17 protein-coding genes are annotated in these 21,331 nt (G+C 48.0%); 6 read left to right on the forward strand and 11 right to left on the reverse strand.

Translation table 11 applies throughout. The features are described 5' to 3' along the window. Positions 1 to 4 precede the first annotated feature (4 nt). The 10 genes from ACO0KV_RS05410 to ACO0KV_RS05455 form a co-directional block, all read right to left on the reverse strand. Positions 5 to 1,708, reverse strand: coding sequence for a FecR domain-containing protein (locus ACO0KV_RS05410; protein ID WP_423040659.1), 1,704 nt, complete (start codon positions 1,706 to 1,708; stop codon positions 5 to 7). A 57-nt stretch (positions 1,709 to 1,765) separates the two neighbouring features. After that, positions 1,766 to 2,458, reverse strand: coding sequence for a response regulator transcription factor (locus tag ACO0KV_RS05415; protein ID WP_423040661.1), 693 nt, complete (start codon positions 2,456 to 2,458; stop codon positions 1,766 to 1,768). Between the two features lie 302 nt (positions 2,459 to 2,760). Then, entirely contained in the window at positions 2,761 to 3,024 is a 264-nt protein-coding gene (gene minE / locus ACO0KV_RS05420; protein WP_423040663.1) for a cell division topological specificity factor MinE, read from the reverse strand. A gap of 1 nt (position 3,025) precedes the next feature. Further along, complete coding sequence (gene minD, locus ACO0KV_RS05425; RefSeq protein WP_423040665.1) at positions 3,026 to 3,841, reverse strand: septum site-determining protein MinD; 816 nt, start codon at positions 3,839 to 3,841, stop codon at positions 3,026 to 3,028. A 54-nt stretch (positions 3,842 to 3,895) separates the two neighbouring features. Continuing rightward, positions 3,896 to 4,657, reverse strand: a complete 762-nt coding sequence (minC, locus tag ACO0KV_RS05430) for a septum site-determining protein MinC (RefSeq protein WP_423040667.1) — start codon at positions 4,655 to 4,657, stop codon at positions 3,896 to 3,898. Positions 4,658 to 5,050: 393 nt separating this feature from the next. Further along, entirely contained in the window at positions 5,051 to 6,436 is a 1,386-nt protein-coding gene (locus ACO0KV_RS05435; RefSeq protein WP_423040669.1) for an LLM class flavin-dependent oxidoreductase, read from the reverse strand. Between the two features lie 14 nt (positions 6,437 to 6,450). Next, positions 6,451 to 7,278: a MetQ/NlpA family ABC transporter substrate-binding protein gene (locus ACO0KV_RS05440; RefSeq protein WP_423040671.1), complete on the reverse strand. Its 828-nt coding sequence runs from the start codon at positions 7,276 to 7,278 to the stop codon at positions 6,451 to 6,453. Between the two features lie 28 nt (positions 7,279 to 7,306). Next, positions 7,307 to 7,969, reverse strand: coding sequence for a methionine ABC transporter permease (locus tag ACO0KV_RS05445; RefSeq protein WP_423040673.1), 663 nt, complete (start codon positions 7,967 to 7,969; stop codon positions 7,307 to 7,309). Beyond that, positions 7,962 to 8,759 carry a methionine ABC transporter ATP-binding protein gene (locus tag ACO0KV_RS05450; protein WP_423040734.1) on the reverse strand — a complete coding sequence of 266 codons (798 nt, stop codon included), beginning with the start codon at positions 8,757 to 8,759 and terminating at the stop codon, positions 7,962 to 7,964. The genes ACO0KV_RS05445 and ACO0KV_RS05450 overlap by 8 nt, the downstream gene beginning before the upstream one ends. A 30-nt stretch (positions 8,760 to 8,789) precedes the next feature. Further along, entirely contained in the window at positions 8,790 to 10,007 is a 1,218-nt protein-coding gene (locus ACO0KV_RS05455; protein WP_423040675.1) for an acyl-CoA dehydrogenase family protein, read from the reverse strand. A 372-nt stretch (positions 10,008 to 10,379) separates the two neighbouring features. Between ACO0KV_RS05455 and ACO0KV_RS05460 the strand changes: the two genes are divergently transcribed. From ACO0KV_RS05460 to ACO0KV_RS05480, 5 genes are all read left to right on the forward strand, one after another. Then, positions 10,380 to 11,651, forward strand: coding sequence for an O-acetylhomoserine aminocarboxypropyltransferase/cysteine synthase family protein (locus tag ACO0KV_RS05460; protein ID WP_423040677.1), 1,272 nt, complete (start codon positions 10,380 to 10,382; stop codon positions 11,649 to 11,651). Positions 11,652 to 11,971: 320 nt separating this feature from the next. Then, entirely contained in the window at positions 11,972 to 13,807 is a 1,836-nt protein-coding gene (locus ACO0KV_RS05465; protein WP_423040679.1) for an AMP-dependent synthetase/ligase, read from the forward strand. 339 nt (positions 13,808 to 14,146) lie between these two features. After that, the gene (locus ACO0KV_RS05470; protein WP_423040681.1) at positions 14,147 to 15,205 is read left to right on the forward strand and encodes a glycosyl hydrolase; all 1,059 of its coding nucleotides are present in this window, start codon (positions 14,147 to 14,149) and stop codon (positions 15,203 to 15,205) included. Between the two features lie 151 nt (positions 15,206 to 15,356). Then, positions 15,357 to 15,722 (forward strand): hypothetical protein, encoded by a 366-nt coding sequence (locus ACO0KV_RS05475; protein WP_423040683.1) that lies wholly within the window; start codon positions 15,357 to 15,359, stop codon positions 15,720 to 15,722. Between the two features lie 31 nt (positions 15,723 to 15,753). After that, positions 15,754 to 17,157, forward strand: a complete 1,404-nt coding sequence (locus ACO0KV_RS05480) for an MFS transporter (RefSeq protein ID WP_423040685.1) — start codon at positions 15,754 to 15,756, stop codon at positions 17,155 to 17,157. 74 nt (positions 17,158 to 17,231) lie between these two features. Here ACO0KV_RS05480 and ACO0KV_RS05485 read toward each other — a convergent pair whose 3' ends face one another. Further along, a complete protein-coding gene (locus ACO0KV_RS05485; protein WP_423040687.1) occupies positions 17,232 to 18,077 on the reverse strand; it encodes an undecaprenyl-diphosphate phosphatase in 846 nt (281 codons plus the stop codon). A 708-nt stretch (positions 18,078 to 18,785) separates the two neighbouring features. Between ACO0KV_RS05485 and ACO0KV_RS05490 the strand changes: the two genes are divergently transcribed. Then, positions 18,786 to 21,278: a TonB-dependent receptor gene (locus tag ACO0KV_RS05490; protein WP_423040688.1), complete on the forward strand. Its 2,493-nt coding sequence runs from the start codon at positions 18,786 to 18,788 to the stop codon at positions 21,276 to 21,278. Positions 21,279 to 21,331: the final 53 nt, after the last annotated feature.

Consider the following 21,331-nt stretch of genomic DNA (forward strand, 5'->3'; position numbering starts at 1 on the left):
CACATCAAAAGCCGGTACCTACAGTGCCTGCGCTGGAGCGGATCGCGTCACCACTGTTATCGAGCCAACGTGCTTTGATGGTGATTTTTTGGGCGGAGGTAAAGGCACCGACATAACCGTCTGGATCGGTAGCACGTACACGGATGTAGTATTGACCTGCACCTGGGCGAGGGATTTTTAATTCGGCCTCACGGGTTTCGCGTGACAAGTACATTTGTTTAAATTCGGGATCTCTGGCAATTTGGATCAGGAATAGTTGCCCTGGTTCTGCGACCCAATTAAACGAAATCTCTTTTCCTTCAGAGTCAGCAAAGGCTGCCGAAGCCTGCGGTGGTAATTTTGCAAAGGTTTGCACGTCACTGAACGGACCCTGATCCAGCTTGCCGTCTTTTTGCGTGACGACCGTTGCGATTCGCCAGAAGTACTGGCCTGTTTTTAACGCATCGGAACTGAACTGCACGTCTTTGATGTCACTTTGATCAAGGATGATCTGATTGAAACTGTTATCTGTCGCTACCTGTAAATGATAAGACAGCGCATTGATCGCCTCGGTCCAGACGAAATCAGTTTTTTCGCTACGAATCTTATTTTTTGGCTGAACCGTGAATGGTGGCTCTGGCCGTGCTTTCAATACAAAAGATTGCGTCAGCGGAATACCTTCTAAGCCGTGTTGATCGATGGCAGCGACGCGGACAAAGTAGTGACCGTCAGCGAGCCCATCAAATTTAAAGCGGTTTTCTTTGAACGTCTTTTCAGTCAGCACATCCAGTGCCTGCTGATCTGAAGCGATTTGCACATGGTATCCGGCTGCGCTCGCGCTTTTCTCCACCAGAAACTGAATCGTTGGGCGGACTTGCAACAGATATTCTGCTGGCAGTTGAGGGGGAGGTAACAGGTCGATTGCCTTTCCGACTTCGGTGGCGCTGATAATATTTCCTTTACCTGCAGGCAAGACGAGGCTGTCTGATTTTTTTAATGACGGATTATTGACGGCGACACCGCCTTCCAATACCTCGTTGGCTGTTCCCGTGTCGGAAACGCCCACGCGGAAGTGCGTACCGCGCACACCGGCGACGGCGAGCGGCGAACGGACTTCAAAACGACCTTTATTGGACATGAGGCTAGAGACATGCGATTCTACTTTGCCTTCAAGCAGCGAAATTTCTGTTCTAGGGCTGGCCGTGTATTTGGTCTTGCGCAGCTTACTCAGTGTGATTTGACTATTCGAAGGAATAGAAACGCGAGAGTTGTCCGGAAATGCCAGTGTAATAAAACCATTTTTCCCCGTAAAGATCTGCGCGCCCTCTTTGACGATGGTGCCGATTGCGAGTGGAATTTCTGTCCCATTGAGCGGCTTATAGGTTGGGTTACCAGCAAGCGTCTGGACTCGTGCTTCGCTGTCCTCTTCTGGCAGCAAATCCAATGGAATCAGAATCGGTGTACCGATAGGAATCGAGCGATTATCAGCGATATGATTGCGTTTGCTGAGTGTTGGCCAATTCAGCGCCTTATCGGTGAATCGTTTTGAGATGCCGGACAAGGTGTCACCTTGCAACGCGAAATACGTCATATCCGGTGGTGTGGCGATCACTGTACCAGGTTCACCAGTCAGTTTTTCAGCAAAACTGTGTGGCGAGGATAAGAGGCACATCACGACCAGCCAACCGGTTTGACATTGTCGTAAGAAAGTTGTTCGTGAATTGCCCATATGCAAAATTCCTATCGTGAAAATGAAATCCGGGTCAGATAACTGACCCGGATGTGTTTATTCTGGTGTGACTTGTTCTAGTCGGTAGCCGTAACTATAAACGGGGGCAAGTCGGTAGCCATTTTCAGGTCGTAGTTCCAACTTGCTACGAACACGAGAAATATGCGTGTCCATCGTTCGGGACGGTATATCGACATCGCGCGACCAGACTGCTTCCAGAATGTAGGCCCGCGAAAGAGGGCGCCCTAGATTACGGAATAACAGTAGCGCCAAATCGAATTCTTTTTGCGTCATCTCGACTGGTGTGTCGTTGATCGTGAGGCGACCAGCACGTGTTTCAAACTTATATGCACCAAACTGTAAATGCTCGGACGCTGTTTGTGTGGGATAGGCGCGGCGTAACAACGCTTGTACGCGTGCAACCAATTCACTGCGGCGGATCGGCTTGATCATATAGTCATCCGCGCCTGCAGCTAATCCTGAAACAATATCATCCTCACCAGAGCGACTGGTCATAAACAGAACTGGCAGCGTCGGGGACAGTTTTTCTCTGACCCAGTGCAGAATTTCAGTACCATTTAGATCCGGTACCTGCCAGTCGAGAATCAGCATGTCATAGCTCTCGCGGCGCAATTGGTGCAGCATTTCTTTGCCGCTAAGAAACGGATGGCAGGTATGGCCTGCTGCGTTCAGAATGGTACAGACCAATTCCAGCAGGTTGTTATCGTCGTCAAGTACAGCGATTCTCATAGGTAGCTACCGTTAAAGTCCGGCAATTCAAAATTGATGCTTATCATTATATCGAAAGCAATTGAAAAATTTAAATATTGTGAAAAGATGTCTCTGGTTTATCCTCTGATTAGCAAGATTTTTGTTACTCTTTTTGCGCGGAGATTACACCGTTCTGGCTGGTAAGTTGGCAACTATTATCATGATTCGAATGCGCTAAAGTGGTAGCTAAGGTAGCGCGATTTAATTTTCAAAAGTGAGGACAATATGCAACAAACTTGCCACCGTACGTCATTTTCAGGCGTTGAAGGGTGGTATTTTTCTTAGTTTCGCACTTCTAGATCAGGCAACACCACGTTCACATCCAGTACTTCTAGGTTACCTTGTTTATCCAGCGAGACTTTGATGTCTTCTGCATTGACTTTAGTGTACTTAGAAATAACGGCGATCAGCTCTTCCCGCAATGCAGGTAAAAAATCATAGCCATCACGCCCAGTACGTTCGCGAGCAATGATGATTTGCAGGCGTTCTTTCGCCATGTTGGCGGTTTTTGGTTTGTTGTTAAATAAAAAAGAAAGCAGAGCCATTTTATTTACCTCCGAAAATGCGCTGCAGCAATCCCGGTTTTTCATAATTAATGAAACGTAATGGGATATCCTGGCCTAAAAATCGTGACACCACGTCTCCATAAGCATCGGAAACATCGCTACCCTTCATATGAATTGCCGGATTACCTTGGTTTGAAGCGTGTAAGACGGCTTCGGATTCAGGAATAACGCCAATCAACGGGATGCGCAAGATCTCCTGTACGTCAGTATGGGATAGCATCTCGCCTGCTTCAACGCGTTTTGGTGAATAGCGTGTAATGAGCAAATGTTCTTTAACTGGTTCGCCACCTGCCTGCGCGCGCTTGGATTTAGCTTGAATGATACCGAGAATTCGATCTGAATCACGTACTGACGAAACCTCAGGATTGGTGACTACAATGGCTTCGTCGGCAAAGGTGAGTGCCATGACGGCACCGCGTTCAATACCTGCTGGCGAATCGCAGACGATATACTCGAAATCCATTTTAATCAGATCGTTGAGGACCTTTTCCACGCCATCCTCAGTCAGCGCGTCTTTGTCGCGCGTCTGGGAAGCCGGCAGAATAAACAGGTTATCGCAATGTTTGTCCTTAATTAATGCCTGATTCAGAGTGGCTTCACCACTGATGACATTGACCAGATCGTAGACGACACGGCGTTCGCAGCCCATAATCAGATCAAGGTTACGCAGGCCAACGTCAAAATCCAATACCGCAGTTTTGTGACCACGCATAGCGAGACCAGAGGCGAAGCTTGCACTGGAAGTCGTTTTACCTACTCCGCCCTTACCGGATGTTACAACGATGATTCTTGCCACAAAAAACTCCTTTTTCTATCCGAAATAACTGCATTCATTTTCTAATACAGGGCGTCAGCCTACTAATTTTACTGATGATACTTCAATACTGTCACCATTAAGCTTCACTTGTACCGGGTGATTTGCTTGTAATGGTGGAAAACCGTTTTCGAATGTTCTGTAAATCCCTGCAATGGAGACCAGTTCCGGTTCCATCGTCAACGCGAAAATACGCGCATTGGTATTGCCGGTTGCACCAGCGAGCGCCCGACCACGTAACGGGGCATAAATATGGATACTGCCATCGGCAATGACTTCTGCGCCATTGTTAACCGAGGCAGTGATAATCAGATCGGCACCGCGTGCATAAATACGTTGACCAGCGCGTACTGGCGTATCGATGACCATTGCAGGATTATTGCGAACGATAATCTGCGGTTCGACGGGGAGCGGTGCTGGTACTGGTGCTTGCACAACAACAGGGGCGGACGCTGCGATTTGCTCCGCTTCCAGTCGTTGCTTGCTGACGACATCAATACTGAGACCGTGAGAGCGAACCGTTGCATAATCCTCTTCGCGCGCGTGACGAACCGCCACGGGATGTAAACCATGCGATTTAAACAGCGGGATGAGTGCGTTCCAATCGACAGTGGCATCGGCGATTGCTTCGACATCAATCACAGCGAATTCATCATCAAAAAAATCGGGAGAGCCCGAAGTCATTTCTTTTAAAGCGGCTTCCAGAACTGACATGGACGCTTCGTGCAATAAAATGGCGACCGCGACAACGGTGGAAATCTTAATTTCAATAGGCTTGCGCGTCAGACTGTTTCGCATAGGTCCAAGGGAAAAGAGGAAAGGCGGTTATCACTCACGTACCAAACTCATACCAAACATATACTAAAGCGATGGCGATTTTATTTCCACCATGAAATAGGAAGTGTGGTCGAACCTAATAGTCCGTCCTAAAAGGACTCATCGTACCAATTGATGAGCAAGATTGCAAAAATATGCCTATTTTGTTGGAAATGAAGCACTAAATTGCTCTGCAGAACGCAATTCACTCATCATGGAGGCCCTTTAGTTCGTTTTTATCGTATTTTTAACGACGGGACACCGACGGGATTCATCACTAGTTTTCGATTCTGTATGTGTAAAATTGGCAACGTATGCACAGTGTACATTGGTTCTATTGGTTCGATTGGCTCAATTGGTTCTTTGTCCAACATTTCATGCAGCGAGAACATCCTCTGTCGTAATTTTTGTCTGTCTGCCGCAGTGGTTCAGCGGCAGGTGATCGCCTTGTCCAAATAGCTGGTGACGCATCGTGCCATCTGTGTAATGGGTCTTATAGCGTTGACGTGCTTGTAATTCAGGAACGATGAACTTGACTACATCACTGATCGTTTCATGCGATAGCGCAAATGCCAGATTAAAACCGTCAATACCTGTTTCATCGACCCAAGACGCCAACTGATCAGCAATCTCTTGCGCATTGCCGACAAATACCGGACCGCGCCCCCCTAAACCAATAAATTGTGCAGCTTCCCGCACCGTCCATGTTTTATCGGGATCGGCAGCGCTAAAGGACGCAAGGGCAGAGCGTCCTGCATCTGAGTCGATATATTCAATCGTGGCATCCAATGGGAAACGCGAAAAATCTACGCCGGTCCAGCCCGACAATAAGGTCAGTGAGGCTTCGATGTCGATATAGTGCAGATAATCTTGGTATTTTGCGTGTGCCGCAGCGGAGGTTTCTCCGGTGATGATCAATGCTTGGGCATAAATCAGTATTTGATCCGGCTGACGTCCGGCGGCAACGACAGCAGCGCGGGTGTCATCGACGTAGCGTTTCACGACTTTTTTGCTGGGGCCGCTGACAAAACTGCACTCAGCATGGCGAGCTGCAAATGCGGTGCCACGCTTTGAGGTGCCGGCTTGAAATAGCAACGGCGTGCGTTGCGGTGATGGTTCACATAAATGGATGCCGGGTACGTCAAAATAACGACCACGATGACGGATAGGGTGCACATGGGCTGGGTCTGTATAAACTCCCTGCTGTTTGTCGCGACGGACCGCCTGATTGTCCCAGCTTTGCTCCCACAATTTATAGACGACTTCTAGGTATTCATCGGCCAGATCGTAACGCTCGTCGTGGCTCAGTTGCTGCTGCAATCCTAGATTTCGTGCCGCGCTGTCGAGATAACCGGTGACGATATTCCAGCCTATACGCCCCTTCGTTAAATGATCAAGTGTCGACATGCGACGGGCAAATGGATAGGGATGTTCGTAACTCAGTGCACAGGTAACGCCAAAACCCAGATGACGGGTCACATTCGCCATGAGCGGCACTAAGGCGAGTGGGTCGTTTAAGGGAAGTTGAATGCCGTGCTTTAATGCCGTATCAGCACTGCCCTGATACACATCATAGACGCCCAGCACATCGGCTAAGAACAGAGCGTCAAACAGACCGTATTCCAGCAGGCGGGCTAATTCCGTCCAGTGTTGTGCATTGGTGTATTGGTCGCTTTTGTCACGGGGATGACGCCAGAGACCGGGCGATTGATGACCCGGTGTATTCATCTGAAACGCATTGAAGCGGATGAGTTTGCTCATGATTTATTTCGTGGTTATTTAGTCGTTGCTTCGAGAGCCTGTTGATAATCAGGCTTGGCAAATCCAGAGAAATATTTATTAGTCACTGCCAGAAACTCACGTGAACGGTAAGCCGCTTCTAGATCTTTGACCCACGGTTTATCTTTATCCACAGTGCGGATGGCAACCAGGTTCTGATAACGTGATGAAATTTTTTCCTGAGCAAGCGCTTCTGTCAGTTTGAGACCCGAAGCCAGCGCGTAGTTGCCGTTCACAAATGAATAATCAGTGTCCTCCAGCGAGCGGGGCAATTGCGCCGCTTCTAAGGGGACTAATTTGATTTTTTTGAGATTGAGTGCCACGTCATTTTCAGATGCACGAATTGGATCCACATTTGCCTTCAGTTTGATCCACCCTAGCTGCTCCAGCAATACCAGTGCGCGCGCCTGATTGGTTGGATCATTCGGGACGGCGACCGTAGCGCCTTCTTTTACTTCAGTAAGAGAGTGATGTTTTTTACTGTAAATCGCAATCGGCGCCGTTGGTACTTTGATTAATTCACTCAAAGCGAGTTTATTGTCCGTAGAAAACTTCGTCAGATAAACAATGTGTTGAAACGCATTCGCATCCAATGATCCTTCAGCAAGCGCAAAATTAGGCTGAATATAATCATTGAACTCGATGACTTTTACTTTGTATCCCAGTTTTTCCAGAACCGGTTTAATGCCCAGCTTGACCTGATCAGCATAAGGACCCGCACTGGTACCGATCACCAGTTCTTTCGCATCTTTGGCAATAGCTGCGTTCGCTGCGAACAGGATTGAAGTAGTAGCTAGTGTAGTGATAAGCAAACGTTTTAACATAAGAACCTTTGACAGAGAAGAAAGTGAATTAGCGTTTATCAATCTTGTGGGCGATACGATTACCAGCAAATTGGATGACCTGCACCAATGCCACTAGTAGCGCAATCGTCACGACCATGACATCGGTTTGGAAGCGATAGTAACCATAGCGAATCGCGAGATCACCAATGCCGCCACCGCCCACTACACCTGCAATTGCGGAGTACGATAAAAAACTAATCGCCAGTACAGTTAATGCCAGTACTAAACCTGCACGCGCCTCGACTAACAAAACGCGCCAGACAATTTGCCATTCCGAAGCCCCCATCGCATGCGCTGCTTCGATCACGCCACGCGGTACTTCTTTGCAGCTTTTTTCTACGAGACGCGCAAAGTATGGAATGGCTGCAATCGATAAGGGGACGGAGGCGGCGAGCGGACCAATCGATGTGCCGATGAGCCAACGTGTGAATGGCACCAGTGCTACTAATAAAATAATGAAAGGAAACGACCGGATTGTATTGACGATCCAGCCAAGCACGAGCGAGAGTGGACGATGCTCTAATGATTGTCCGGTATCGACCAGAAATAGTACGATCCCCAGCGGTCCACCTATCAAGGTGGCGCTCGATAATCCGATCGCGAGCATCGTGAGCGTTTGCAGAATGGCGGTGCCAAGTTCTGGCAAAATTAAAATAATATTGTCAAACATGCGCGAGACCCTCAGGCAAAGGTCTGGCGTGTTCCTCATGCCAGTGGCAAATCAATTCGCGGCCAAGCGCTGTACTGCGTAGCTGACTGGTATCTGCCAATGCAAATGATTCTGCAATGTCGCCATCAACGATAACGGCAACATGATTACAAAGCTTGCTCAAGACTGCGAGCTCATGACTGACGATCACAATCGTGACCCCGAGTCGTTGATTGATATCACGTAGCGTATCAAGAATTTCACGGGTTGTTTCTGCATCGAGAGCCGAAGTGGGTTCATCGCATAACAAGACTTGTGGTCGTGGTGCCAGCGCGCGTGCAATAGCAACACGTTGCTTTTGGCCGCCGGAGAGTTGCGCCGGATAGCTGTGCGCCTTTTCTTCAAGACCAACAATCGCGAGACATTCCTGAACTCGGGCGTGGATATCCTGTTTGCTTAATCCCCCATGAATCTTGAGCGGAAAGGCGACGTTATCAAATACATTGGCGTTTTGTAGCAAATTAAATTGCTGAAAAATCATACCGATCTGTTGTCTGGCACGCCGTAAGGCTTTTTTATTGAGCTGTGTTAAATCCTGACTGGCAACGATGATGCTGCCGGTATCGGGGCGTTCAAGTAAATTAATCAATCTGAGCAGGCTGGATTTGCCCGCACCACTTTTGCCGATTAAACCAAAAATATCTCCTGCAGCGATGTCAAGGTTGATCTGTTGCAGAGCATGGAAAATGCCGCCATCGTGCGTTGGATAGGCTTTACTGGCAGCAATGATCTGGATGAGGGGTAACGTCATCATACATCCTTGTTTGGGGGGAGCCAACGCTTACGAATACGGCGTTGGATCAGGAAAGCGGGCATCGAGCAAATAGCGACCGAGATCTCTTAATTTGTAGTCGATAGGATCGTGCAACGTATGCACGCGGACATTGCGCCAGAAGCGATCAAAACCGAATTTGGATGATGTGGAACGAGCACCCGTAAGGTCGAACAATTGCGTGCTAGCTTCGATCCCAGCGCGATGCGCGAGGCATTTTGCTTCCACCACAGAGATGGCGAGATTGCCACGGTCTTCTTTGGTGATTAGCGCACCCTGTTGCAATACCTGATTGAGTTCGCGACCAGCGCTGTCTGCTAATGCGATAGCGGGGCGGAGCAGCAACCAGAGTTCGGCATAACGACGCTGGATAAACGGATCATCCGATGACTGTTCAACGCCTGATGCAAACCATGGTTTCGCCTGTTGTTTGGTATAAGTGCGTGCAGCTTCGAATGCACCAAGTCCAATCCCCAGATACAGGTTGGTCATGATCAGTTGGGCCATTTGGGAGCGCACGGTGGCTTGTGGTGTTGGTGTTTTTCCTGGTGCTTGTAATACCAAGTCATCAGGTAGAAAAACTTGATTGAAATGGACGTTGCCGCTGTCCGTTTGTTTCTGACCAAATGCATCCCAGTCAGACTGAATCTGAATGCCGGGTTGATTGCTGGAGGTGACAGCAATCAATGGACTTTGTGTGGTTTCATCCCATGCAGAAATCGTGAGCCAGTCGGAGCCAACCGATCCAGATGAGAAGCTTTTTACGCCATTGAGCACGTAGCCGTCTTCAAGACGCGTAGCGACGGTACGCTTGTCGAGAGGATTGAGGGAATTTCCCCAGAAAATCTGTTTTTCTACTGTCGCTGTCAGCAGACGACGTTGTTGTTGCGCGTTGCCATAAAGCTGGAGCCCCGCCACTTGCAGATGATGAAAACCAAATACATGTGCTAACGAACTATCGGCTTGTGCCAGGATACGAACGACCTGATTAATCGTTTCCCAACTGGCGCCCTGACCGCCAAATTCTTGGGGGACGGACAAGGTTAATAAGCCTGAGCTACGGATCCACTGGCGTTCAGTGGCTGCATGGCCACCGACCTGATCGCGTTCAACAGCGGTTTTAGCAAGTCGTTGTGCAAGCGCATGAGCGATCGTTAGCACATCGTCAGAGTTTTGCCCGTCTGCATGTGCTGAGTGGATATCGATCTTTTGTAAAGATGGTGACATAAAGAACCTCAAAGATAAGCCTGAAATAGATCTACGTACAGGTAGTGATGTTTTTTAGTTTTACATGCTGATGATGACGCAGTACACGAAGATTTTTTATCTTACTTATGCGGAAAATATCTATGACAAGTATTCGCTATAGAAATGCAGAGGATGCTATTTATTCGCCTTGTATCGCTGTAAAAATATCGCAAACACGCAACAATTTCTCATTTAACCAACACGTTCATTCGCTAAAAGCAAATATAAAAAAGTAAATTAAATAGATGAAAATCTTCCTTGTGTTGTTGTGAGTGGCTTTTTATGATCAATCCATTCAATGCCATTCGGACTTCACATTCAATTTCAAATCCAACTAAAGGGACATCATCAATGAAGCTGGAAACAATTGCTGTACATGGCGGCTATACGCCAGACCCAACAACACGCGCGGTTGCGGTACCGATTTACCAGACCGTCGCCTACGCATTTGATAATACCCAGCATGGTGCTGATTTATTTGATCTGAAGGTGCAAGGAAATATTTATTCCCGCATCATGAATCCGACAAATGATGTGCTGGAGAAGCGCGTCGCTGAACTAGAAGGTGGGATCGCAGGGCTGGCGCTGGCATCCGGTCAGGCAGCAATTACGTATGCGATTCAAACCATTGCCGAAGCGGGCGATAACATTGTTTCCGCGTCGACCTTGTACGGCGGCACCTACAATCTCTTCGCGCATACGTTTCCACAATTTGGCATCACCACCCGTTTTGCTGATTATCGTGATCCTGAATCGTTTGCCAAATTAATCGACGACAAAACGAAAGCAATTTTCGTGGAATCGATTGGTAATCCGCTGGGTAATATCACCGATATCGAAGCTATCGCAAAGGTCGCGCATGCACATGGCGTACCGCTGATTGTCGATAACACGGTGCCTTCACCGTATTTATTGCGACCGATTGAGTTTGGCGCTGATATTGTGATTCACTCTCTGACCAAATATCTGGGCGGACATGGCACTACTATTGGCGGCATCATCGTTGATTCAGGTAAGTTTCCGTGGGCCGAACACAAAGAACGCTTTAAGCGATTGAATGAGCCCGATGTGTCTTATCATGGCGTGGTGTATACCGAAGCCTTAGGACCAGCTGCCTACATTGGACGCGCACGTGTTGTCCCTTTACGTAACACCGGGGCCGCTTTGTCGCCATTTAATGCGTTTCTGATCTTGCAAGGAATAGAAACACTGGCACTGCGCCTCGATCGGATTACGGAGAATACTCTTAAAATAGCGCAATATCTGAGCAAACATCCAAAGGTAAAATGGGTTAATTATGCTGGCTTACCTGACCATAAAGATCACGCGCTGGCACTCAAATATCTGGGCGGTAAGCCCTCTGGTATTTTGACGTTTGGTCTGGCTGGTGGACGAGAATCCGGCGCACGCTTTCAGGATGCATTGAAATTATTTACCCGTCTGGTGAATATCGGTGATGCGAAATCGTTGGCTTGCCATCCGGCGACGACCACGCATCGTCAACTCAATCCTGAAGAGTTGATTAAGGCAGGCGTTACAGAGGATACTGTTCGCTTATCGGTGGGTATCGAACACATTGATGATCTGCTTGCTGATCTGGAACAAGCCATTCAAGCGGCATAACAGCCATCTCCGCGATCTCCGCGATCTCCGCTTCGAGGTCACTCGCTGAGTGACTTTGACGGGGGATATTCTTCCCCTCGCTATTAAAATCATAGCTACTTCAGCTTGTCAATGATGTGGATCATTGCCGCAGGCAACATGACACCTATAATCCAGCTGGCAAAAAATAATGAAGCACGCCCGTCCGACACCATGGCGCGGTGACCGTGCGCTGGAGACATCATGGTAGTATGATCATATGTATAAATATACAAAAAATAGACAGATAACTACCATGTTTCGTCGTAGACCAACGAATTACCACTTACTCTCTTAAGCTCATGTCGATCTCAACCGTATCCGCGCAGGGAAATGAATTGACTCCTTTGCAAACGCTGGCTGACTTATTTAGCTGGCGTGTGACCAAGACCCCCGATCTCGAAGCGTATCGCCAGTTTGATGAGGCCAGCCAACAGTGGGTAAGTTATACCTGGCAGCAAACCGAACAAAAAGTCCACCAATTTGCACAGGCTTTGGCGATGCTGCAACCAGAGCGTGGTGCACGTATTGCTATCTTGTTACCGAACGGATTGCATGCTGTCTGTATCGACCAGGCAGCCATGCGACTGGCTTGTGTTCCTGTACCTATGCATGCGCTGGATAACCCAGCCAGTATCGCTTATATCGTCAGCGACAGTGATGCAACGATGTTGATCGCTACGACGATGCAACAGTGGAAGGATATCGCCGATACGGGGATCGCCATGCCAGCCTTGCGACAAGTCGTCGTCCTCGAGACCTTGACTCAGGAAGCCGTTGCAGCGAGCCCAGTGTCTTTGCTTTGTCTTGAGGACTGGCTGGCACAAGGTGCGCAGTCGGCCATTCCCGACCAGACACCAACGCAAGATGATTTGGCAGCGCTTGTCTATACCTCCGGAACGACAGGCAAGCCGAAAGGCGTGATGCTCACGCATCTGAATGTGTTGTCGAACGTAAAAGCGGTGGTGGTACGTGTTGCACCAGTAACGACGGACGTCTTTTTATCATTCCTACCTTTGTCACACACCTTTGAGCGCACTGCGGGCTATTATTTACCTATCGCTGCCGGAGCCTGCGTTGCTTTCTCACGGTCAACCAAACAGTTGCCAGAAGATTTAACGATCGTCAGACCCACCATTCTGATTTCGGTGCCGCGTATTTATGAGCGCGTCTTCAGCGTTATTCAGACTAAACTTGCTACATCCAAAATCGCTGCAAGCTTGTTTAATGCTGCGATTAACGTTGGCTGGCGCCGATTTTTAAGACAACAGAAGACCTTGTCGGATAGTGCGTTTGCCGCCTTGGTCGATGATCTTACGTGGCGCGTGCTTGATCCATTGGTGGCGACAAAGCTCAAGCAACAATTCGGTGGCAGAATCCGCGTAGCCGTCAGTGGTGGTGCAGCGCTATCCACAGTCATTTCGCGTTGTTTCCTCGCCTTAGGGATACCCATTGTGCAAGGCTATGGCATGACAGAAACTGCCCCTGTTGTGGCATTTAATTCGCCGGATGATAATGATCCTAACTCGGTCGGACGCACCATGGATGGTGTGGAAGTCCGTATTGGTGAAAATAAAGAATTACAGGTGCGTGGCCCCAATGTTATGCGCGGCTATTGGAAGCGTGAAGAAGATACCGCAAAAGCCTTTGTTGACGGCTGGTTGCGTACTGGCGATCAGGCGTCAGTGACAGATGGCCGGGTACGTATTCTCGGCCGTGTCAAAGAAATCATCGTAACCTCAACCGGTGAAAAAATTGCCCCTGTCGATCTTGAATTAGCGATTCTTACCGACGCGTCATTTGAACAAGCATATGCATTCGGTGAAAATTCACCGTTTATCGGCTGTGCCGTGGTGCTGAGCCAGCGTTATTGGCAAGAATTAACCAGTTCTTTGCAGCTTGATCCGGCTGATTCAGCCAGCCTGCAAGCACCAACTGCGGTTGATGTCGTTGTTAAGCGCGTACGTGAATTGACCAATAGCTTGCCTTTCTATGCACAACCGAAAGCAGCGATTTTGTCACTTGAACCATGGACGATTGAAAATACCTTGATTACGCCAACACTCAAGCTCAAACGAAACAATCTGGCGAACTATTTTGCTGCAGATATGGCACGTATTTATGCTCCACGCCGGTAGGTTAGTTTAGTCGGCGTTGCCAATCAAAGGCATCCGGATAATCTGGATGCTTTTTTTATGCAGTGGTATTAAAGGGTTTCGTCGTTTCGTTGCGTTGGCTTTGTTATTGGTCCGATCAAGTGATTGTTGCTCACTCTGGCCGCTCGGCATGCATGTCAACTGCTTTTTGCCTGCTTTTTTGTGTCGGTAAGCGTAAATTGAATACATTTCATTAAAAAAGGTCATGAACCAAAAATGTTGATTGACGCACGTATTAACTTCCCATTTCATAGATAAACGAAGAGTTAACGTTAACAATAACGTCGAATAAACATCGGTATTTGAATGAGGGGGAACGTAATGAAGTCAGTTGGTCTGCATAAGCTAGTCGCTATTTTTTTAACTGGTATCGTTGGTATGCTGTGCAGCCACGGCACGATGGCGCAACAGACGACCAAGACGCTGCAGCCTGCATCAGTAAAGGGCTTACCCTCATCCATGACGTTATTGAGTCCCTATAAATACGTCCGTAACAACATGGACTGGAATCACCAGCAATTAACAACCGCTGTGAGTGGCGAGGTAAAACCCTTGCTCGACGTCATGCCCTCTGATTTGCGCGCCATCACCTTGGCCTTTGCGACCGGTGAGTGCGGTGACGAGAATTGGGATGGTCTCGAAGGGGAAGTGTTTGCTAAAGCAAATATCAACAAGTTAGCGCAGGCTGGTAAATGGTACATCATTTCAACCGGAGGGCAGGCGGGTGCGTTCACGTGTGCTACCGATGCCGGATTGACACAATTTATCGAACGCTACCAAAGCAGCCATCTCATCGGCTTTGATTTTGATATTGAGTCGAGCCAGTCACCGCAACAAATCCAGCAATTGGTCGAACGTATCAAGACGGCGCAGAGACACTATCCTGGCCTGCGGTTTTCATTCACCCTACCAACGCTGGCGATCAAGAATAAGTCAGCCCTAGGAGCCATTGGTGTGACAGTCATGAAGGCGATCCGTGCCGCGCACTTGCACGATTATTATGTGAATTTAATGACGATGGACTACGGCGTCAGCTCTGTAGAAGCATGTGTGGTGGGCCGTGACGGTCGCTGTGACATGGGCGCATCGGCAGTCCAGGCAGCGCTGAATCTACATACCTTCTGGAAGGTGCCTTTGAGTCATATCGAACTCACACCGATGATTGGTGGCAATGATACGGTCGATGAAGTATTTACCTTAGAAGACATCAAGACGATAACGGATTTTGCTCGGCAGTATCATTTAGCTGGTGTGCATTTCTGGTCGATTGACCGTGATGCTGACTGCGCGCCGGGACCTGCATCACCGGAGTGCAATACCTACGGCAAAGCAGGATTGTTAGGCTTTACGACAGGCTTTCTGCAGCAACTCAAGCATTAATAACTGATTTTTGCTCCACATTCCATTTTGCGCTTAGTTTCCTATTGAGTTTTATTGCTAATTGGGCATGCACATGTGCGATGTCCGAAGTAATATCCGAATCACGTCTATAATTCCGCCTTGATTAAGAAACTCAAAGCAAAGAAATAGAATGACCAAAATTGAAGCCATGCAAAGAATCAATGGTCGCCTTGGCTCGGTGATGTTGCACGAAAATAATACATTTTGGTCTGCTTGCGGCCGCTACGGTGGCGACGAAGGCTGGTGGCTCAAGATTCCTCTCGCTAGTTTTAAGAGCGATATCCATATCATTCTGAACCGTGACAGCAGTAAAGTGTTCCTGCACTTAAAAATCCGGGCACGCGAAATCCTCAGCCCAGCCATGAAATTCCGATGTACTGACCAAATGGCCGAAATGTTTATTCCTGCCGCGAACATGCGCCGTCTTGGTGACGTGTTGCCAGGCGGGAGCAAGCATGGCCTGACAAAAAACATCGTTGCCGAATACCGGTTCTGATCAACACCTCTTTTTCCTACAGTAGCTAGCCATGCCCGACCAAACAACAGTGAACGATAAATTGAGTGTGGTTGACCGGGATGGTTTGCCGACGCGTGAGCGCAATCTGGCAATGCTCTCACTGGCCATCGGCGTCGGTATGGCGTCACTCGATACGGCCATCGCAAATACCGCATTACCCGCAATTGCAGATCAGTTGCATACGACACCGGCTGACTCGGTGTGGATTATTAATGTATATCAATTGGCAATGGTTGCGACTTTATTGCCCCTAGCTGCACTCGGTGAGGTGATTGGTTATCGCCGGGTATCGATTGCGGGTTTGGTGGTGTTTACGCTCGCGTCGCTTGGGTGCGCGTGTTCTTGGTCACTAACATCGTTAGTGATTGCTCGCTTGTTTCAAGGCGTCGGCGCCAGTGCCATTATGGGCGTCAACACGGCGATGCTGCGGGCGATTTTCCCAGCACATTTGCAGGGCCGCGGCTTCGGTCTCAATTCACTGGTGGTGGCGGTCGCATTTGCGGTGGGTCCCACCACAGCCTCCTTGATTTTGTCGGTATGGACGTGGCCATGGCTTTTTGCCATCAATGTACCCTTAGGTATTTTTGCCTTTTTTCTGGGGCAAAAAGTCTTACCAATCACTGCACGTGCCACCCATAAAATTGACGGCCTGACGGCATTCTTTAATGTTGGTGCGTTCAGTATGCTGATTTTATTGTTGGGTGATGCAGCCCATCTTGTCGATCAGAAGACGCTGCTCGTTGAACTGGTCGTGACGGGATTCTTTTTTGCGTTACTCTTGCGCCGGCAGTCTGGGCATCAGGCACCGATGTTGCCAGTGGATTTATTCCGTCGCCCTATGTTCTTTTTATCTGTCGTGACATCGATTTGTACCTTTGCGACGCAGAGCCTGGCGTTTGTCTCATTGCCCTTTTATTTTGAAACTGTGCTCGGACGATCGCCTGTAGAAACAGGCTTTTTGATGACACCTTGGGCCGTCTTGGTCGCTATGATGGCGCCTGTCGCAGGCAGATTGAGTGACCAATATTCTCCGGGCATCTTAGGTGGTATCGGGTTGGCGATTTTATCGGGAGGCATGCTGTCCTTGCTGGGCATTAGCGCACATCCAACGGTCATTGATATCTGCTGGCGCATGGCATTGTGCGGTATTGGTTTTGGTTTCTTTCAGGCACCGAATCTGAAAGCCATCATGGGGTCGGCACCGCTGACCCGTGCAGGTAGTGCGAGTGGTGTGGTGGCGACATCGCGTCTGATGGGACAAACCTCAGGCGCTGCCTTAGTGGCATTCTGTTTTAGTTTTTTTGCGGATAAAGCGACGCATTACGCGTTGGGGATGGGGGCATGCTTTGCTGCAACCGCCAGCTTAGCAAGTTTTTCGCGCTTATTTGTAGGTAAGCACGCAGCGGAAAAATAACCTGGCAGATGTGAAAGCGGGAAGGTAAGAACTGGTGGTACGTTCTCAGTACCACCATTGACGTCAGATGAGGCTTAGCCGACCCACAGAACGACGAGCGAGGCGAACAGGCAATAAGCACCAAAGAAGTGCCAACGACCTTGTTCCAACCAGCGAGATAACCAGCGTAAAGCGATCAGTCCTGTCAGGAAGCTCAATACCATACCGAGCAAACCAGGGAACAAGGCATGTAATAACACCGCTGTATCATTCACTGTCGATGCACTCTCCACCTTAAACAGGCGAACCGCTTCTTTGACAATGACCGCTGGGGTTAAGACCACCGCCAGCGCGAAGCTGAATTGTTCTGCGCGACGACGATTAACACCTAATGCCAGACCTGTAGAGATGGTCGCACCAGAGCGGGAAAAGCCACGGAATGGCAAGCACAAACCTTGTACTGCACCGATCCACAATGCACTACGAGTGTTGACGTCGTGATTGCCTTTTTCTTTCATCCGTGACGAAAGAATAATCAGCACACCAGCAGATGCCAGCGCTGCTGCCATCAATTTAGCGTTACCAAACAAGTGTTCGATTTCAAATTTATCAGCATTTTCAGCAAAGAAATGCTTGATGATCATTTGCAAACCAAAACCGACAACGCCTGTTGCGATCGTAGCGATGACTAAGTTAGCGCCGTTGGCACGGAATTGTTGAGCGGACGCGAAATACGTTTCACGCCAAGATTTCCAGAAGTACGCAATCACTGCAAACATCGTTCCGGTGTGCAGCATGACTAAAATCATGGTCATTTGTGGCGAAGTCGGGTCTAGTCCCATTAATTTTTCTGCCACGATGACGTGCGCAGAACTGGAGACTGGTAATAGCTCGGCGATACCCTGAACCATAGCAAGAATGAGTATGTAAAAGAATTCCATGCAGCTCTTTCGGGAAAAAGCGCAAGCATCGCCTATTCTGTGTCGTTTGTCACCCCCATCTTGCTCAAATTTGATGAAATAGTTGCATTATTTTTTGCCTCTGAAAAAAAATCGGTAGCGTGTTTTCAGGGAAGTTATTTTGCGGGTATTTTCGACTTGCTGAAAGGCAATAAAAAGCGGATGTAAATAACGGTGTTTGGTGCATGTTATTTTGTCATGTTGACTTTGTACAACGGGCACATGACACGATTTTGAATTGTTAACATTTTTCACATTGTTATAATAAATATATTTATTTAAGTCAGCTGTCTGTCGGTAGCGCAAAAATGAGCCCGTCCAAATGAGCATTATTAACGTCGTACTAAAGCCGATGTCAATATATCGGAATGCTATTAACGATTTACTTTGTTTTTGCTTCTTGCGATTATGTGTTCATCACCTTTTCAGGCGGTTATGAACGGTTGGGGCAGCCACCTGCATGTTGTTGGTGCAAGTGGTACAGGCATTAAACTTGCTTAAAACAATAAGACGAAATGCGCGGTCATACTGATTGAAATTTCAGACTATTCAAAATTTAAATTGGTAGAAGCCGATTTACACTGTTTATTGTTGGGATCTGGACTTGCCTGACCTTCAGCGGAGAGAACTGATACAACATTAATAAGTATCAGGTGCAAATAAGAAGTGAGACATACACAAAGGACGAACATGAATCTCAGAAAAACAAAACTACACCTATCATTGGCATCACTGTATTCAAACTATCAGGGTGCTAAACAACATACGGGTACGGTCGTCTGCGCCATTGCTGCAAGCTCAATGCTGCTGTCAGCACCAGTCCTGGCGCAACAGACAACGGATACAGCGGCGCCAGCTGCAAAACCTGGGGCACTGTCTGATCAGATTCAATCGATCAACATCACTGCAACTAAACGTAAAGAAGACGCCAGCAAAGTACCTTTGAGTGTCTCCGTGATTGGTGGCGATGAATTAACGGCACAACACATTACCGATTTTGCGGATGCGACCCGTTCTATCCCGAATATTTCTTTTTCTGGCGGCGGTGGTGGTGGATTTGCGGGTAATGGTCCTGGCTTGTCGAATGTGGCAATACGTGGCGTCAGCTCTGATGCAGGTTCTGCGACAGTGGGTATTTACCTCGATGATGTGTCGATGACTTCCGGTAACTTGTACAGTCAGGGTAGCGCTGAACCGAAATTTTTCGATCTGGATCATATTGAAGTATTACGTGGACCGCAAGGCACACTATATGGTGCCAGCTCTATGGGTGGCACGATTAAGTTTATTTCTAATCAACCAAACACCAAAGTTAATTCAACAGATATCTACACTGAGGTTTCCTCCACGTCGGGTGGCGGCACTAATTACCTCGGTAATGTTGTTTTAAATAAAGTATTGAAAGCGGATGAACTGGCAGTGCGCGTTGGTATTCAGACCGCGCATAACGGCGGTTTTATCAATCTGGTTGATCCTAATACAACAGCAACAACAGCAACGGGTATCAATACCGAAGATGACGCCGTCGTGAGAATGGCACTGAAGTGGAATGTCACCAAGGATTTGACGCTCACACCATCGATTTTCTATCAACGTGTCAAAACGGGTGATATCGATGTTGCCTATACGCAGACGCTCAATGGCGTTGCATTGCCAACGAACACCACTAGCAAAACGGTGCGTGAGCCAGGCAAAGACGTATTAACAGTGCCGTCTTTGACCTTGAACTACGATACCGGCTTTGGTGATTTGACTTCGGTCACGAGCTACTTTAAGCGTAACTTCGATCGTACCCAAGACGGCACAACCGTTAACAGCTCCTACTTAGGATCACAACAGATAGGATCACAACTGATCACTTCAACGATTCCTAGTATCGCAGGAAAGCCTCTTTCTGCGACAAATCCATCATTGTTATCTGTCGTGGGCAGTCTGTCTTCTGCCGTTTATTTGAACAATGGCGTGACGCAATTCTCTCAAGAAGTGCGCTTGTTATCTAAGCCGTATGATCCAGCGGTTTCTCCTTATACTTGGCTTGTTGGAGCGTATGCATCTAACCAGCACACAACGGTGATCGACAACGAGCCTGTTTTTGGTATCAATGATGCATTTAAAAATGCTGGCGTGAGTATCACTGACCCTAACGTACTTATTGGTGCAGTGAGTACGGGTTTTCCAAACGATAACTCCTACCACGCTATTCGCTCCTACCATGACACGCAACAAGCAGTATTTGGTGAAGGCAGTTATTACTTCTCGCCAACACTCCATGCAACAGCAGGTGTCCGTTATATTCGTGCTGAAGAAACGTATCGCCGCAATGCATTCGGCTATTTCAATAATGATGGTACCAATGACGGTGTTTCCAACACGCTTCAAACTTCCAGTGGCAGTAAAGTGACCCCTAAATTTGCTCTGACTTGGGAAGTTGATAAGAATAACACCATGTATGCTTCCGCAACTGAAGGTTTCCGTGCAGGTGGATCGAATTTCGCTGTGCCAATCGATTACTGCGCGTTAACAAAGGCGAATCCACTCAGTTATGGTCCTGACTCATTATGGAGCTATGAGATTGGAAACAAGTCGCGCTTCCTGAATAATACGTTGTCAGTCAATGCAGATTTGTTTTATATCAATTGGAAAAATCTACAGCAACAGATTACCCAAACCTGTGGCTTTAACTACAATACAAACGTCGGTAATGCGAAAAGCACTGGTGGTGAAATTGAAGTTAAATTCAAGCCTATCAAGAGCGTCATGTTAGGATTGGCTGCTGGATATACCGATGCGACATTGACCGATAGTGATGGTGCTGAAGCTGGTGTCAAGGGTGCTGTAAAAGGTGCGAGAGTCCCAGGTGTTCCGAAATACAATGTGGCACTGACAGCGCAGTATAACTTCTTTATCAATGATGATGTATACGGCTTTGCACGTGCTGCTGGGCACTGGACTGGTGCTAGCAATGGTACATTGAATCCAACTTTATCTGATTTCCAGCGTCCGTCTTATTCTACCTATGATGCCAGTATTGGTTTGACGCGTGATATCTGGGAAGTGACACTGTACGTTAAAAATCTCACGAATAACCAAATGGTCATTCAACGTCCAGTAGTTCAAAATGTGCCTGAAGTCTATCGCATCACACCAAGAACGATTGGTATGAGCCTGTCAGCCAAGTTCTGATCGTCGTTCTACAGATAGTAAATGCCCCGCGTTTTCAGCAAGACGCGGGGTAT

It is taken from the genome of Undibacterium sp. RuRC25W, assembly GCF_049339825.1.
In the GTDB taxonomy this organism is placed as follows: Bacteria; Pseudomonadota; Gammaproteobacteria; order Burkholderiales; family Burkholderiaceae_D; genus Undibacterium.